The sequence below is a fragment of the Maribacter thermophilus genome, assembly GCF_001020565.1.
Taxonomy (GTDB): Bacteria; Bacteroidota; Bacteroidia; order Flavobacteriales; family Flavobacteriaceae; genus Maribacter; species Maribacter thermophilus.
Window position 1 is genome coordinate 3170921 of record NZ_LDAS01000001.1, and the last position, 15027, is coordinate 3185947.

Genomic DNA, 15027 nt, shown 5'->3' on the forward strand with positions numbered 1-15027 from the left:
ATTTTATGGGTACTAAATTAGAAATCTTTTTTCTTAGAGATTATCACCAATCGCCAAATAGGTAGAACGGTCCATAAAACAAGCATGAACATAGAAATAAAAAGACCTTGGTCCGTACCAAAAAACTTTTTAAAAACAGCTCCGGTATATCCCAAAAGGGCAGAAATATCCAATTTTAAAAGAATTAGGGTTCTAGAAAGATCTATGGGGTTGAACATAGTTGCCGCCAAAGAAAAACCATCTAAAGGGTATTCTTTAAAAACGATTAAAGACATAAGAAACAGACCATCATATATTACCGCTAAAAATAGCCATAACAAAACGGCATACCCAAAACCTTTAATCTTATTCTCATTAGAAAGGGCAATATTAAATGATAATACCGTAAAGATCAAGGTTAAGAAAGCTCCGGTAACCAAGAGGAGGGTAAAGTCGAAAATGGCATCACTTTTAAAGAGACCATATAGTACAAACGGAATACCGAGGCCAAAAACAAGACTTAATGTTAAAGAACCGGCTACACCAAAATATTGCCCCAAGAAAATAGAGGATCGTTTGATCGGTTGGGCCAGTAACAACTCGGTAAACTCTTTTGAATTGTAGAAATACATTATGCCAAAAATAGTACTGATCAAGGGCACTAGAATAATAATAACGTTCATTAAGGTAATGATTGCCTTAGAAATATCGTTGTTCAAAAACAGCAATACAAAACCTAATAATAGATAAAAGAGGAAGTATACATAGCTCCAACGGCTACGTATAAGGTCGTAAAAACTATATTTTAATATTTTAAACATGGGCTGGTGTAGTTGCTATGCTTGCGATAGCATGTTCTAAATCGGTTTGTGCAGTCTTTGCTTTTAGTTCGGCAATGGTTCCTTTAAAGTAGATATCGCCTTCTAACAAATAGATGATTATATCAGAAACCTCTGCAACGAACTGCATAATATGAGAGGTGATCAAAATAGTTTTCTTCTTTAGTCTTTGTTCACGGATCAATTCTTTAAGGTGTATCAAGGAAGCGGGATCCAGCCCTGTAGTGGGCTCGTCCAGTATAAGCAAAGGACTATCGAACATAAAGGCCAAAACTATGTTCACTTTTTGTTTGGTACCACCAGAAAGGGTGGAAAGTTTTTTGTCTAAAAAAGGCTCTAGTTTAAACAAGGTTATTAGCTTTTCTTCATTGCTTTCGCCCTGCCTAAGGTCTTTGATCATTCGTATTAGTTCTTTAACCCTTAGGTTGCCCGGAAAGTTTGCTATTTGCGGCAGATAATCTATTTTTTTGCGGTATTTCCAGTTTTTTTTAATGGGTTCTCCCATTACAGAAATACGGCCCTTATCTGGTACCACCATGCCCAGCACACTTTTGATCAAGGTAGTTTTGCCAGAACCATTGGGCCCAAGAACGGCAAAAACACCACCTTCTTCTATGTTTAGGTCAAGGTCGGAAAGCACCTTGTTTTTACCAAACTTCTTACATAAACCTTTTATATGAATCATTGTACTTTTGTCATTAGGGGGTTAATATCCATTAAATTATCAGGGGTAAAAACGGGAGAAACTTTTTCAGAAAAATCTATGATGTCCATAAATAGACTCCGTAGTAAAATAATAGCTTCGGGGGTTTGGTTTACTACATAGGAAAAAAGTTTTACTGGCCGGTACGGAACATCGCCAATACCGTTCTTGTCTAGATCATAACCTGTATAATTGCTCCAATAATTACCATCAAAAACATTGTCGTTCAACTTACTGTTATAAGAGATGTCAAAACTGTTGTAAAGAAAATTATTAGCACTAAAGGTGTTGGTATAACAGGCCCCAAGCACTTTAATGCCCCATCCGTTTTTTATAAAATTGTTTCCTTTATAAGTGATTCGGTTAGAGCCTTCTATATGGATGCCAATAGTGTTTTCCTCAAACGTATTTTCGATTATTTCGGCATCGTTAATTTCTTTTAGCAATACACCAAAGGCAGCTGTTCCCCAGTTTTTTCTAAAAGTATTGCCTTTCATGGTAATTCTTTTAGAGAACATTACGGCCACTCCGGCCCCATTGTTCTCAAAGACATTGTCCGTATAGACATCATCATCTGAAAACATAAAATGAAGACCATACCGTAGATTATCGGTGCTTTTATTATTATGGATCTTAACATTATGGGAAAATTCCAAGTAGATACCATCTCTTGCGCCTTGAACAATGTTATTGCTTACCTCAATATTATGGGAGTACCAAAGTTGAATACCATTGCCCGAATTATATTCATCTTGGGCATCACCAACAATTTTGTTGTGATACACTTTACCGTGGTTGGATTTTTCTAGATAGATGCCGAAAAACAATTTTTCGAGCACTACGTTCTGTATCACAAAGTTTTCGCTCTTTACCACGCGTATAGCGGCATAATCTGATGTGTAACTTGTACCTACGTTGATAATGAAGAGTCCGTCTATGGTGACATTGTCCGACACTATGCGAATAATTTCCCCTTTGTCCTCACCATCTATCACGGGGTAGTTTTCCCCAATAATGGTCAGCGGTTTATCTACCAAGATGTTATATTCTTTATAGGTCGCCTTTTTAATAACAAGAGTATCGTGGTCGGAAGCTGTTTTAATTGCCTCGGTAATAGATTTTAATTCACAAGTTTCACATACAGTAATTCTTTTTGGCTGTTGCGACACCCCTGAAAGAAGGTTGAAAATCAAAATTAATAAGAACACTACTTGTTTCATGGTCGTTATCGTTTATAATATGGTATATTTCAACGCACCATTTAGGGTTAGTTTTTCGTTCATGAACACGCCATTATAATTTTGGTACAAAGGCGAAACAATTTCAGCACTAAACACCAATTTGCTCTTTAATAAAAGAACGTTTAGCCCCAACGCTCCCCTAACAAGTTCACCGCCATAATTATTGGTGTCAGCTGTGGTCACCATCATAGGGTTTAGGTCGGAATCGACATTGTGAATCTCACCTTCCGTACTGCCGCTCAACCTTAATGAGGAACTTATGGTTTTAGAGAAACCATATCCTAACCAACTGTTGAGCTCAAATAGATTCCCAAACCGATAATCTTGGCTATTCTCACCGGTTCTAATAGTTGCCAGAGGCTGTATCCCCCAAGAAAAATCACCGAAGTTTCCTTTAAGGGTAGCACCGATAGTAAGATCAAAAGTGCCGGAACCCAACTGCATTGCATATGGTAGTTTTGCATCAACCATCATTGGGGTATCATCCCTATTTTCGATATCACCTATTGGAATATTAAGGGTGAAGTTGGAGTGTAAGGAAAATTTTTCATGAGATATAAGGCCGTATAAAAAGCCTGCTTTTAGATCACCAATACCAGAAGATGAGGTAGAAAAATCGGTAAGCATTGGCATGCCGTTATCCATTGTCATTTGGGCGGTAAGGTCCATATTTTTGGATATGAAATTTTGCATCAGCATCAACGTTAAGTTATCTGAAGGAGCATACATGATCCCGAGCATATACATTTGCATGGTCATTTTTTGCGGTGCCACCATATAATTTTCATAAATGGCGTCGTTGGAAATTTTGTCGCTTCCTTCTCGGTTACCGTCCATATTCATATTCATGTATCGTAATGATACCATTAGACCTCCCTGAGGATGCAAGTGGTCTCCCATAATACCTACGGGAGCATACGAATTGGCGTTATGATGGTGCAAATGGTTTGTAGCACCCAAACCAGAAGAAACAAAACGCTCTCTTAATTGCAGCCAAGTGAATATTTCTCCCTCTTTTTCTTCTTGTTTTTTGGTCGGCTCTTCTAAAGATCCATACGCGGAAAGATTGGCTCCCATGGGGCTTTTAATGGCGTCACTTTTTAAATAAAAGGCATTTTCAGCGTTGATATACCGTTGCTGGTCATAATCGGTTACATACAACTTGTTAAATGTTTTTTCATTTTTAGAGTTGAGATAATTGACCAAACATTCAATCGCATCAAAATGCAGGGTTTTACCTGTTTTGGTTTCTATTTTGGCCTTAAACGCCTTATTCTTTATAACCATATTGCAATGGGTGCAAGAGTGTGTCTGCGATAGACCTATTTGGGTAAACAATAAAAATAGTATGGTTGTAATATGTAATTTTATGAGTTTCATCTGAAATGGTCTTTTTTATGAATATTTGAGTGCCATTTATAGGGGCTGCCGTATTTTACGGGAGTTGAAATAATAGCTTATGGCCATTGTTGCCATAAAAACAGCATCTGCGATTACTGAACCCTTAAGGAACAATAGCAAGATATTTTTTAATTTGTTACCCCAAACCTAGCTAACAATTGTGGCCAGGTAAACAGTTCTCCGCCGTTGTCTTCTTTTGCTTTGCTTGCCGATTCTAAGCTGTTGAAAGCGGTTAGATATTCGCCCATAGGGCTTGGTATGTTATTACTGATCAGATAGGTGGCGATAGTGGCATCTACGAACGTACCTGGATGGCTATAATCGTTTACCAAGTATTGAGCTACTGTCGTGCGATCTATTTCTTTTAAGTGGTTTAACATACACTCAGAGGCGTCGAACGAATAGGTTCTGCCTTTTTTGGTTACGAACTGTGCGGCATGTTGTTTATCTACAATGGTCATGCTACAAAAATGACACCCTTCGGCCCCGTAGTCAATGGGTTTGGGCCCATTATTGCAGGCGCCCAACATGAGAAAGATCAGAATACCTATAATGATTGTTGAATTTTTCATGGTGTTGCCGGTTTATGATTTGTGTCGGATGAGCTGGACTGTTTACTTTTCCACCCTATAAAAAATGCAACTAGGGTAAGGGTCATACCTATGAACATTAACCATGCTCCTGTAGCGGGCATTGAACTTACATCAAAATTCAGCAACTTTTTGTAACCAAAAAGGGGCGGTTTATAGGTCATAGGGGTTCCATCTTCATTAATTACTTTTATGATGGCATGTGGGTCTAGGTTAGATCCATAGTCGGTTAACCAGAGGTTAAAATCATACATCCCCATAATTCCCAAGACCGACATTAATACAAACCAACCTAGAAAATACCTATGATCGATTTTACCAATGAATCCCAAGCCACCTAGTAATAGGCCTAAAATGACCATTGCGATAATTACTATGGGGAAAACATTGAACTCCCACATTTCATCGGCTTTGGGGATGGTTTTCATGCCAATGTAATGGTTAAGGCCATCTATATTTTGTAGGTCAAATTCAGAAACTCCCTGAATACCCGTAATATGAATGTTCATACCTAAGGGGTCGGGATATTGTGGAGCTCCCAACATTATGTTCCAAAGAGGAAATGCAAACAACCCCAATAAACATAAAGAACCCACGATCATTATTATACTAGCCCTTTTCATCTTAAATTATCTTAAAATTAAATCTTTCGAAATACCTTGTTGAGAATAAAAAGCAGGCCGGTCCTTTAAGCGACCTGCTTTTTGGTTGGGTCTATAGATAACCCCATTAAACTATTCTCCTACAGACCATGAAAGATCTATATTGGAATTGGCGGGAGAAACTCTTACGTAACCTTGCATCTCTTGGTGCAAAGCGGAACAGAAATCGGTACAATAGAATGGCCATACACCTTCTTGTTTGGGTTCCCAAAGGGTTGTTTTGGTCTGCCCTGGCATAATCAACAATCCTGAAGTATTGGCACCGATCATCATAAAGCCGTGTGGTACATCAAAATCTTGCTCATGGTTGGTAATATGAAAATAGACCTTATCGCCAACCTTAATGCCCTCAATATTGTCAGGGGTAAAGTGGCTGCGGATCATTGCCATGTATACATGAACCGTATTACCATCTCTTACGACTTTTGCATCCGGAATATTTTTCACTGCAAATGGATGTTCGTTTTCTGCCAGTTTATAGATTTTTTGTGATTTAGGAGCCAAAAGTGATGCAGGAATACCCGCAGCATAATGTGGTTCTCCGTGAGTTGGAAAATCATAAATAAGCTCCATCTTATCGCCTGAAATATCGTATAACTGAGCAGAATGCTCTAATTCTGGTCCAGTTGGCAAGTATCTGTCTTTGGTAATCTTGTTCATTGCCACTACGTATTTACCAAAGGGCTTTTTAGAGTTTCCACCAGGAATCATTAAATGTCCTACGGAATAGAATGTTGGTTTTCTATCAATAACTTCCCAAGTTCCAAGTTTCCACATAACAACCTCAGAAGAGATAAAGAATGTGGTATACGCATTTCCTTCGCCATCAAATTCTGTATGTAAGGGTCCTAATCCTCCACTTTTTACAGTTCCGGCAAGTACATCTTCGAACTTTAAGATAGGAATACCGTATGCCTCGCCATCAAATTTTTTGTTCTCAATTGCCACTATCATTTTATCGAACGAGTGAATGGTAAGGTCGGCAGAAAGTTTTCCGTTACCTATAATGTATTCTCCCGTTGGGTCAACATCTACCCCATGAGGAGATTTTGGTGTAGGTAAAAAGTATACGGCACCCGGTACTTTTGTCGGATCTATGGTCAACACCTCTTTTTTCATGGTAGAAGTAGCTGTATGCGTTGTTTCGTCGTAAACGTTGTGGGCGTAATTTGTCGGCATGGTCGTACCGCCTCCATTTGCTATATATTCTTCAATTTTTTTCCAGTTAATGGCGGCAATAAAATCCTTATCGTTTTGAGATGCGTTAACCTCTAACAGAGAATTTGCTTCTTCCGTATTATAGGTTGTAAAAAAGAACCATCCATGAGATTTTCCACGGCCTGGATGCGAAAGATCATAGTTGAAACCAGGCATCAATACTTGAAACTTAAGGTCCATTCTACCATCTTCCGGATCAACACTGATAAAAGATAAAGATCCTTTAAAATTACCTTTGTAATCTTTAATCGGCATATCTCGTTGGGGAATCGGTACAGAAAAACGAGTACCGGCCACTACATACTCGGTATTTTCGGTGATGAAAGAAGAACTGTGGTTACCCGCACTATTTGGTATTTCGATAATCTCCTCGGTCTCAAAAGTACTCAAGCTTATTCTGGCAATTCTAGGGGTGTTGTTACCGTTGATAAAAATCCATCTGCCATCTAGTTCTCCGTCGGTCTGTGAAATATCGGGGTGGTGGGCATCATCAGCGGGAATAAAGCCAAAAGAGGTGTTGAGCATGGGTTTGGTTTCTTCAGAATAGCCATAACCAGAAGTTGGAAATTGCGAAAAAACAGGAATTTCCTTGAACATTCGCCCAGATGGAAGGCCGTAAACGGTGAGGTTACCGCTATATCCTCCGGACATAAAGGCGTAAAACTCGTCTTGTTCACCTGGTGCAACATATACTTTTTCCGCATTATTTGAAGCGAGAGCTCCGTTCGACGTCGTTTTTCCGTCTTGGTTGCCACATCCCGAAAGAGTCAGTAGCGACCCTAGGATAGCACTTAGATAAATTGAATATTTTTTCATTGGAATTGTATTTGTGGTTATTATATCTGTCGATGACAGTTTTTATAGTTGGACTTTTCTTATTTATTGATCCAGTGTTCTAAAAAACTCTAGAATACTTCTTGCCTGTTCTTCGGTCAGACCTTGGTTAGACATTGGGGCACCATTAAATTCTGCCATAAGGTCTTTTGCCAAGGGGTCTTCTTTGACCATAACCTCAGGATTAAGAATCATGTTCATGACCCATTCGGGGCTACGTCTTTTTAAAATGCCAGTGGGTGCTGGACCAATAAATTTTTTGTTTGGTCTATGGCAAGCCAAGCACATTTGATTATAAAGTTCTTCACCTTTTTTAGCGAGATCCTGATCAATCTCTGGAGCCAATGTCACAGATTGTATGGGGCCTACACCCTTGTTGTCTAAATCGATACGTTCAGATGCTGTTGTGGTATTGGTTGTTGGCGTAGCTTCGGCCGGCTTTTCGGTCTTGGCTTTTTCACGTGTAACGCTGAAACCTTCTTTTTTCTTTTCTTCCTTACCTCCGCAACTTAGTAGAACTAGGGTAAGGATTGCCAATATACTTTTTGAGACTTTTTTCATGGGATTGTTATTTACGAATTAATAACAACAAATTTATCTCCCATGATTACGATTAAATATGACATTAGTCATATTAAGGATAAAAAAGTCTTTTAATCTTTAATTATTGATAAAGGGAAAGATTTTTAAATTTGATAAAATTGTAATATGATTTCTAATTCTGCCAAGTATGCATTGATCGCTGTATTGTATCTTGCTGCCAACTCTTCGGAAGAAAATAAAATATTGGCCAAAGATTTAAGTGAGCAGACAGGTGTGCCAAAGGCGTATCTCTCCAAATTGATGCAAGAATTAACACGTGAAAATTTAATTTCGTCCACACGTGGACCCAACGGCGGGTTTTATATGACCGAGGAAGAATGTAATAGGTTTTTAATAGATATTATTACGGCAATTGATGGGGGATATAGGTTAGAGACGTGTGTACTTTCACTACATAAATGTGATGCAAAACATCCTTGCCCTTTACATAATCTAGTTAGTGATTCTAAAAATGACTTTGTAAAAAGGTTAAAAGAAACCAGAATTCAAGACTTGGTACAGGACATTAAGCTGGGTAATAGCTTCCTGTCCATTTAGTGCAAAATGTAAAACTACTCCTTCACCAATTTTTTACTCAGTTCCTCTAACGACACCCCTTTGGTTTCCGGCATCATAAAATGCACCCATAAAAGTTGCAATACCATCATAATGGCAAAGAAGAGGAATACTGTTCCGGCCCCGATTGTAGAAAACAGGAATGGAATTGCCGCTGGTATGGCCGCCGCCAATATCCAGTGCACAGAGCACCCGAATGCTTGGCCGCTTCCCCTTAGATGGTTGGGGAACACTTCAGAGATAAACACCCAGATAACACTGCCTTGGCCAACAGCATGTGCGGCTATGAATATAAATAGGAAAATAGGCACCGCCAATCCTTCCCATTCCAAAAAGAAGGCACAGGCGACCAAGGTCAATGAAATTATATAGCCAAAAGAGCCTATATACATTAACTGCTTACGCCCTAAACGGTCTATAAGATTAATGCCCAAAAGAGTAAACAACATATTGGTAATCCCAATACCTACACTACTTAAAAGAGCGGTACTTTCTCCTAAACCTGCTTCTTCGAATATACGGGGAGCATAATATAAAAATGCGTTAATACCGGAAACTTGGTTGAAAAAGGCAATTAAGAAGGCTAATATTAAGGGAAATCTATATTTTTTCATAAAAATAGATTCTCCACTTACATTGTTTTTATCGTCTTGTTGGATCAAGGCTACCGTGGCATCCACATCTTCGTCGGGATCTATCGTACGAAGCACTTTTTTAGCTTCTTCAGTTCTGCCCTGGGTAATTAACCATCGGGGGCTTTTTGGTACGGTGAGTACGAATAGGGTGTATATAATGGCTGGAATGCCTTCTACACCTACCATCCATCGCCATGCATTTTCTCCTAGACCACTAAGCATAAAGTTGGAAACGAACGCGATCAAAATTCCGAAAACCAAACTAAATTGGTAAAAACCGACCAATTTCCCTCTTTTGTTTGCGGGCGATATTTCAGAAATATAGGCAGGAGCCGCTATGGTAGATACACCCACACCTATACCACCTATAAACCTAAAAATCGCAAAGGTTATAGGGTCGTTGGACAAGGCAGATCCTATGGCCGAAACAGTAAAAAGAATACCGATCCAAATAAGGGTGTTTTTTCTGCCGAATTTATTGGTAGGTATACCAGCGAACAATGCCCCAAGTACAGTGCCCCACAAAGCACTGGAAATAACCACCCAACCATGAAAAGAATCTGAACTGTCCCATAGGGCCTGTAGTTGTTTATCTGCTCCAGAAATTACGACGGTGTCAAATCCGAATAAAAAACCGGCCAAAGCTACCGTAATGGACCATAGGACTATTCTGTTCATGTTGCTTGTTTTTAGTGTGTCTTAAATATAGTAAATCATATCCGTTAATTTGTAATCCATAACAACAACATTAAAATTGAAGAAGTAGTAACTTGCAATAATTTTAATATTGGACTTATGAAAGATTTGAAAAATAGAGTAGCCTACATTACAGGTGGCACTAAAGGTATTGGCTTTGCCGTTGCTAAAACATTGTTGTCACAAGGTATGAAAGTGGCTATTAGCGGAAGGTCCCAAAAAAGTGTGGATCAAGCCTTAAAGAATTTCAACGATGATTCGGTTCTGGGTATCGTTTCCGACGTGGCCAAAATGGAAGAGGAGAAGAAAGCCGTTTCAAGAATTGTGGAAACTTGGGGACAGCTAGATGTTGTATTGGCGAATGCAGGGGTCGGTAATTTTGCTCCGATTGATGAGATGACGGAAGAGGCTTGGCATCAAATGATAGATACCAACCTTACCGGTGCGTTTCATACTTTAAAGGCCTCTGTAGAGGAGCTTAAAAAAACGAAAGGGTATTATATGACACTGGCAAGTTTGGCAGGAACCAATTTTTTTGCTTCAGGGGCAGGGTATAATGCCTCTAAATTTGGAGTAGTAGGTTTTACGCAGGCCGTTATGCTAGATTTAAGAAAGTATGATATTAAGGTATCTACCATTATGCCAGGTTCTGTTGCTACCAATTTTAACCACCATATACCCGATGAAAAGGATGCGTGGAAAATTCAACCCGAAGATATAGGTGAATTGGTGCTAGATCTTTTAAAAATGCATCCAAGAACCTTACCTAGTAAGATTGAGGTGCGACCTACCAGACCAGATAAGAAATAGGTTAAACTTCTTTTTCTATAAACGGAATATCGGCGTTGCAAATTTCTTTGATGAGCAAAAAGAGTTTTTCCTCGAAGAGAGTTATCGTCTCGTGGTTAATAAGTATGTTCTTTTTACTACGAGACGATTCTTTTTGAGCAAATTGTAATAGTCCTGATTTCAGGTTCTTAAGGCTTATAATTCCCGCATTTAGTTCGTTTGTATCTGTTCGGGTCTTTAAAAACATGTACGAGTAGCAGAGTAGCTGAAACGCCTTGCTGTAACCATAATCATCAATTAATGTATTCCAATCTGTTACTTCTACATTTCTACGTTCTACTTTTCCGGTTTTAAAATCTATGATTCGGGTAATGCCGTTGGCGATGTCTACCCTGTCCAACTTGCCTTTAAGTATAACTGTTTGCTCTATGCCGGGTATACGCAGTTCTACTTTCAGTTTCTCTTCCAGGGCAACGATCTTTATATTTTGGGTCTTTAGTTCTTTGATCTCGGCATCAATGAAATTTTCGATATACTTTATGATGACATTATGGGCAATCAAGTTTTTTCCTGTGGTTATATTGCCGTCCAAGTAGGTCTTTTCAAAATTTATTTTGACCAGTCCTTTTATTTGTTTTTTGGCATTTTGTAAGTTTTCTATACGTAGTTCCTTACCAATAAAGGGAGTATATAGTTCTTCTAAGGTATCATGTACAATGGTGCCAAAGGTATTTGCGGCCACATGTTCCTCTACCGAGTTGGTTTCGGCAATATTCATTAGATTTTGTTTGTAAAAATCTATCGGATTCCTAATATAATTGCTCAAAGAACTTGGAGAAAAACCTCTTAGGGTATAACTGTTTATAAGCTCCACTAAATCTGGTGTTTTGCTTATTTTTTGTTTTTCTGTAGGTATGACCGCTATTTTGGGGGCCGCTATTTTTTCAACAATATCAGTGCGGTTTTCATCCGTCAATAATTGGGTGATCAACCTACTTTTTTCGCCTCCTTCTAAAACATCGGGTTCTGTATTATATAGTAGGTATATGTTTTTTGCCCGTTGTAATAGTCTATAAAAGTGATAGGTATACACCGCATCTTTTTCTTTGTACGTGGGTAGGCCGTATTCGGTTTTTAAATCGAAGGGTATAAACGAATTGTTCGATTTTCCAGAGGGTAGAATACCTTCGTTTACCGAGGTTAATATAATGGTTTCAAAATCTATATTTCTGCTCTCGAGCATTCCCATTACCTGTAGACCTTCGAGGGGGTCGCCTTGAAAATCCATTGTTTCGGTAGAAAGCAATTGTTTGTATAGATTATGAAAAGCTTTTAACGTGGTCAAAAAATGGTACTGTGTGGTGAGTTCTTCTATTTGGTTGAACAATTTGTGAAACTTGTACAAGTGTTCTAATTCTATTTTATTTGAAGTGGACATGAACTCATCTTTGAAGTTTTCAATTAGATAGTTGCACCGATCGATCAATTGCTTTGGGTTTTGGTAGGAGTCGAACAATACGGATCTAATTTCCTCATTGTTTGCAAATAAGATATCCAAATGGATGTCTTTAATATAGGTCCAGTTTTTTAAATTGATAGTGGTGACCAATTTGTTGGTTTCTATGCCAACATGGGTTAAGAGCAAGCCGGTATTGGAGTGGGAGAGAAAGGATATAAAATCTTTATAGAACCATCCTTTTGAGGTTTTCGTCAGATGTAGGTCCAAGTAAGAATCGAAAAAGCTGGCCAAACCTGAAAGGGCCAGTTTTTGCCCCATGGTTATATTAACAGACGGAATAGTTGACGGTAAAGAATTAATAAGCGGGTTTAACAATGATTCATCCCCGAGTACTATTGCAGTATTTTTAAGAGATTCCGGTTTTTCTGCTTGTAGTTTTTTAAGTAACGATCCTACATATTTTGCTTGGGCTATATTTTTGGGAACACCGACTATTTCAATGTGTTTTTTAGAAAGATAATGATGGCTCGTGCCCTTAATATCGTTGGAAGCGAAATATGACCATGTAGTCTTGTGTTTTCTAATGAAAAACCCTGCGTCATGTATCTTATCATTTAAAAAGTAGGGGTCTATATCCCAGTATATATGAGAACCACCGGATGTCAAAATTGTTTGTATGATTTTACTTTCAGCAGTATTAAGGGCATTAAAACCAAGAAAAACGTGTTTTTGTTTTTCGTGTTTTACGTAAGAATCTATATTTTCTGCCGCTTTTCTATATACCAAACCTTGGTGACCTAATCGCTTGCTTAATAGGTTATTGTTAAAGTGTGTATATAAGCTATTGAGGTTTTTCCAAAAATGGAGATAGTTCTCCATTAGGGTCGTTTTTTCACTTTTTAATGACCAATGGTTTACTTCTTGAATGGCCGATAAGCCAGAGAATAAATCACTAGCGTCTATTAGGTACCTGTCTATTTCATTGAAATCTTGTAACAGGGTCTGTGCCCAGTTTAGATAAGAATCGAACGGTTCTTTTTCTTCAGGACCAGCCTTTAGGTAAGAGTTGTAAAGTTCGAATATTTGTTGTGTTTGGCTAGCATACGATAAGCCGGAAATTTTTTCTATAAACTCCTCTATACTGTATATATCTGGTGATATAATTGTTTTGCCAAGTTTTTTTGATATGGCGTTTCTAAGGAACGTACCGGCGCGTTTGCTGGGAAGCACGTAAATATATTCTGTTATATTACGTTTTTGCCCTATTAGATCGTCTATAACTTCTTCTAGAAAACTTTGCATTGTGTAAAAATAAAAAAGCTCCGCAATTTGCGGAGCTTTTACTTTATTAAAACACTTAAGGTTTTGTCCTCTTATTTTACTAAATTGATTTCTACCCTTCTGTTTTGAGCTCTACCAGCTCTAGTGTTGTTAGTAGCTATTGGCTTATCTTCACCGTATCCTACAGCAGATAATCTAAACTCTTCAATACCTTTTTCTACTAAGAATTCTTTTACAGCAAGAGCTCTAGACTCAGAAAGACTTTGGTTTAATTTAGCACTACCTACGCTATCAGTGTGACCTTCTACGGTGAACTTAGCGTTTGGATATTCTTTCAAGATCGTGATGATATCAACCATTACTGAAGTTGACTCAGCTTTGATAGAAGATTTACCAGTATCGAACAAGATAGTTCTAGCATAGTCGTTCAATTGTTTTTGAACTTCTTCAGTTACTTCTGGACAACCAGCGTTGGCTACAGTACCAGCAACTTCTGGACATTGATCATCTTTGTCAAGAACACCGTCACCGTCAGTATCAGGCCATGGGCATCCTTTGTTTTCAGAAGGACCAGCTTCGTTAGGACAAGCATCGTCTTTATCGGCAACACCGTCACCGTCAGCATCTGGACAACCAGCAAGGGCAGCAAGACCAGCTTCGTTAGGACAAGCATCGTCTTTATCGGCAACACCGTCACCGTCAGCATCTGGACAACCGTTCATTTCTTTAGAACCAGCTTCGTTAGGACAGCTATCTTTGCTATCTTCTATACCGTCACCGTCAGAATCTGGACAACCGTTGAAAGCTTCAAGACCAGCAACTTCTGGACAAGCGTCGTCTTTGTCATATATACCGTCACCATCAGTATCAGTACCACCAAACTTAACAGAGATACCGGCTAAGTGTTGGAAATGCTGATAACCGTAATCTTCAAAAGCATGCTTGTAAGAAGATTGAAGGGTAAGACCTAGGTTTTCAGTGAACCAGATGTTCAAACCAAGACCACCGTTTACAGTACCGGCACCGATTTCATCGATCCAAGTATAACCACCACCGATTTCAACAAAAGGATCGATAACAGTATGTCTCTTGATGAAGTCATATTTTATTGTACCATCTATAGCATAGTGAGAAAGGTCATCAACGCTAACGTCACCTAATTTGCTGATTTTGTTCAAGGAACCTCTTGCTCCTATAGAAAATCCTTCACCAACACTTCTAGAAACTCCTACATAAGAGATAGAAGGCAAAATGTTCCAGTGATCGTTCGCATTGAAGAATTCATTACCGAAAGAACTTACATCCCCAGTTGGATATACGTCAATAGCGTTAACCCCGAACTGTACTTGCCAAGGATTATTCTCGTCTTGCGCTTGTATGTTGTTATAACCTACTACAAGTAGGACAACAACTAATAATTTGCTAAGATGTTTCATGTTCAAATTTTTAAGTTTAAGTGTTTATTAGCTGCAAATGTAAGTTGTTAAATATTATTAACAAAATCAATTTCCTATTTTTTTTAACGCATTTAATGCTGTAAAA

Annotated in this window: 13 protein-coding genes; 2 read left to right on the forward strand and 11 right to left on the reverse strand. The window is 38.5% G+C overall.

What is annotated here, in order from left to right:
- Nucleotides 1-17: 17 nt before the first annotated feature.
- From AB657_RS13715 to AB657_RS13750, 8 genes are all read right to left on the reverse strand, one after another.
- Complete coding sequence (locus AB657_RS13715; RefSeq protein ID WP_047247006.1) at nt 18-800, reverse strand: ABC transporter permease; 783 nt, start codon at nt 798-800, stop codon at nt 18-20.
- Entirely contained in the window at nt 793-1503 is a 711-nt protein-coding gene (locus AB657_RS13720; RefSeq protein ID WP_047247007.1) for an ABC transporter ATP-binding protein, read from the reverse strand. Before AB657_RS13720 ends, AB657_RS13715 begins: the two co-directional genes overlap by 8 nt.
- Nucleotides 1500-2741, reverse strand: coding sequence for a nitrous oxide reductase family maturation protein NosD (locus AB657_RS13725; RefSeq protein ID WP_084696434.1), 1242 nt, complete (start codon nt 2739-2741; stop codon nt 1500-1502). Before AB657_RS13725 ends, AB657_RS13720 begins: the two co-directional genes overlap by 4 nt.
- Before the next feature lie 12 nt (nt 2742-2753).
- Nucleotides 2754-4142, reverse strand: a complete 1389-nt coding sequence (locus AB657_RS13730) for a nitrous oxide reductase accessory protein NosL (protein ID WP_084696435.1) — start codon at nt 4140-4142, stop codon at nt 2754-2756.
- A 149-nt stretch (nt 4143-4291) separates the two neighbouring features.
- The gene (locus AB657_RS13735) at nt 4292-4735 is read right to left on the reverse strand and encodes a nitrous oxide reductase accessory protein NosL (protein WP_047247008.1); all 444 of its coding nucleotides are present in this window, start codon (nt 4733-4735) and stop codon (nt 4292-4294) included.
- Complete coding sequence (locus AB657_RS13740) at nt 4732-5376, reverse strand: hypothetical protein (protein ID WP_047247009.1); 645 nt, start codon at nt 5374-5376, stop codon at nt 4732-4734. The genes AB657_RS13735 and AB657_RS13740 overlap by 4 nt, the downstream gene beginning before the upstream one ends.
- A 111-nt stretch (nt 5377-5487) precedes the next feature.
- Nucleotides 5488-7449, reverse strand: a complete 1962-nt coding sequence (gene nosZ, locus AB657_RS13745; protein WP_047247010.1) for a Sec-dependent nitrous-oxide reductase — start codon at nt 7447-7449, stop codon at nt 5488-5490.
- A 63-nt stretch (nt 7450-7512) separates the two neighbouring features.
- On the reverse strand, nt 7513-8028 hold the full coding sequence (locus tag AB657_RS13750) for a c-type cytochrome (protein ID WP_047247011.1): 516 nt from the start codon (nt 8026-8028) through the stop codon (nt 7513-7515).
- Nucleotides 8029-8175: 147 nt separating this feature from the next.
- On the opposite strand from AB657_RS13750, the gene AB657_RS13755 reads away from it, so the two are divergent.
- On the forward strand, nt 8176-8607 hold the full coding sequence (locus AB657_RS13755) for an RrF2 family transcriptional regulator (protein WP_047247012.1): 432 nt from the start codon (nt 8176-8178) through the stop codon (nt 8605-8607).
- A gap of 14 nt (nt 8608-8621) precedes the next feature.
- Here AB657_RS13755 and AB657_RS13760 read toward each other — a convergent pair whose 3' ends face one another.
- Nucleotides 8622-9938 (reverse strand): sugar porter family MFS transporter, encoded by a 1317-nt coding sequence (locus AB657_RS13760; protein WP_047247013.1) that lies wholly within the window; start codon nt 9936-9938, stop codon nt 8622-8624.
- A 117-nt stretch (nt 9939-10055) separates the two neighbouring features.
- On the opposite strand from AB657_RS13760, the gene AB657_RS13765 reads away from it, so the two are divergent.
- Nucleotides 10056-10766 carry an SDR family oxidoreductase gene (locus AB657_RS13765; RefSeq protein WP_047247014.1) on the forward strand — a complete coding sequence of 237 codons (711 nt, stop codon included), beginning with the start codon at nt 10056-10058 and terminating at the stop codon, nt 10764-10766.
- Between the two features lies 1 nt (nt 10767).
- On the opposite strand, the gene AB657_RS13770 is transcribed toward AB657_RS13765, so the two are convergent.
- Entirely contained in the window at nt 10768-13506 is a 2739-nt protein-coding gene (locus AB657_RS13770) for a PD-(D/E)XK nuclease family protein (protein ID WP_047247015.1), read from the reverse strand.
- A 71-nt stretch (nt 13507-13577) separates the two neighbouring features.
- On the reverse strand, nt 13578-14921 hold the full coding sequence (locus AB657_RS13775) for an OmpA family protein (protein WP_047247016.1): 1344 nt from the start codon (nt 14919-14921) through the stop codon (nt 13578-13580).
- Nucleotides 14922-15027: the final 106 nt, after the last annotated feature.

Excerpts from the sequence above, each read along its gene's own strand:
- AB657_RS13715 (WP_047247006.1), bottom strand. The coding sequence starts at position 800 with ATGTTTAAAATATTAAAATATAGTTTTTACGACCTTATACGTAGCCGT.
- AB657_RS13720 (WP_047247007.1), bottom strand. The coding sequence starts at position 1,503 with ATGATTCATATAAAAGGTTTATGTAAGAAGTTTGGTAAAAACAAGGTG.
- AB657_RS13725 (WP_084696434.1), bottom strand. The coding sequence starts at position 2,741 with ATGAAACAAGTAGTGTTCTTATTAATTTTGATTTTCAACCTTCTTTCA.
- AB657_RS13730 (WP_084696435.1), bottom strand. The coding sequence starts at position 4,142 with ATGAAACTCATAAAATTACATATTACAACCATACTATTTTTATTGTTT.
- AB657_RS13735 (WP_047247008.1), bottom strand. The coding sequence starts at position 4,735 with ATGAAAAATTCAACAATCATTATAGGTATTCTGATCTTTCTCATGTTG.
- AB657_RS13740 (WP_047247009.1), bottom strand. The coding sequence starts at position 5,376 with ATGAAAAGGGCTAGTATAATAATGATCGTGGGTTCTTTATGTTTATTG.
- nosZ (WP_047247010.1), bottom strand. The coding sequence starts at position 7,449 with ATGAAAAAATATTCAATTTATCTAAGTGCTATCCTAGGGTCGCTACTG.
- AB657_RS13750 (WP_047247011.1), bottom strand. The coding sequence starts at position 8,028 with ATGAAAAAAGTCTCAAAAAGTATATTGGCAATCCTTACCCTAGTTCTA.
- AB657_RS13755 (WP_047247012.1), top strand. The coding sequence starts at position 8,176 with ATGATTTCTAATTCTGCCAAGTATGCATTGATCGCTGTATTGTATCTT.
- AB657_RS13760 (WP_047247013.1), bottom strand. The coding sequence starts at position 9,938 with ATGAACAGAATAGTCCTATGGTCCATTACGGTAGCTTTGGCCGGTTTT.
- AB657_RS13765 (WP_047247014.1), top strand. The coding sequence starts at position 10,056 with ATGAAAGATTTGAAAAATAGAGTAGCCTACATTACAGGTGGCACTAAA.
- AB657_RS13770 (WP_047247015.1), bottom strand. The coding sequence starts at position 13,506 with ATGCAAAGTTTTCTAGAAGAAGTTATAGACGATCTAATAGGGCAAAAA.
- AB657_RS13775 (WP_047247016.1), bottom strand. The coding sequence starts at position 14,921 with ATGAAACATCTTAGCAAATTATTAGTTGTTGTCCTACTTGTAGTAGGT.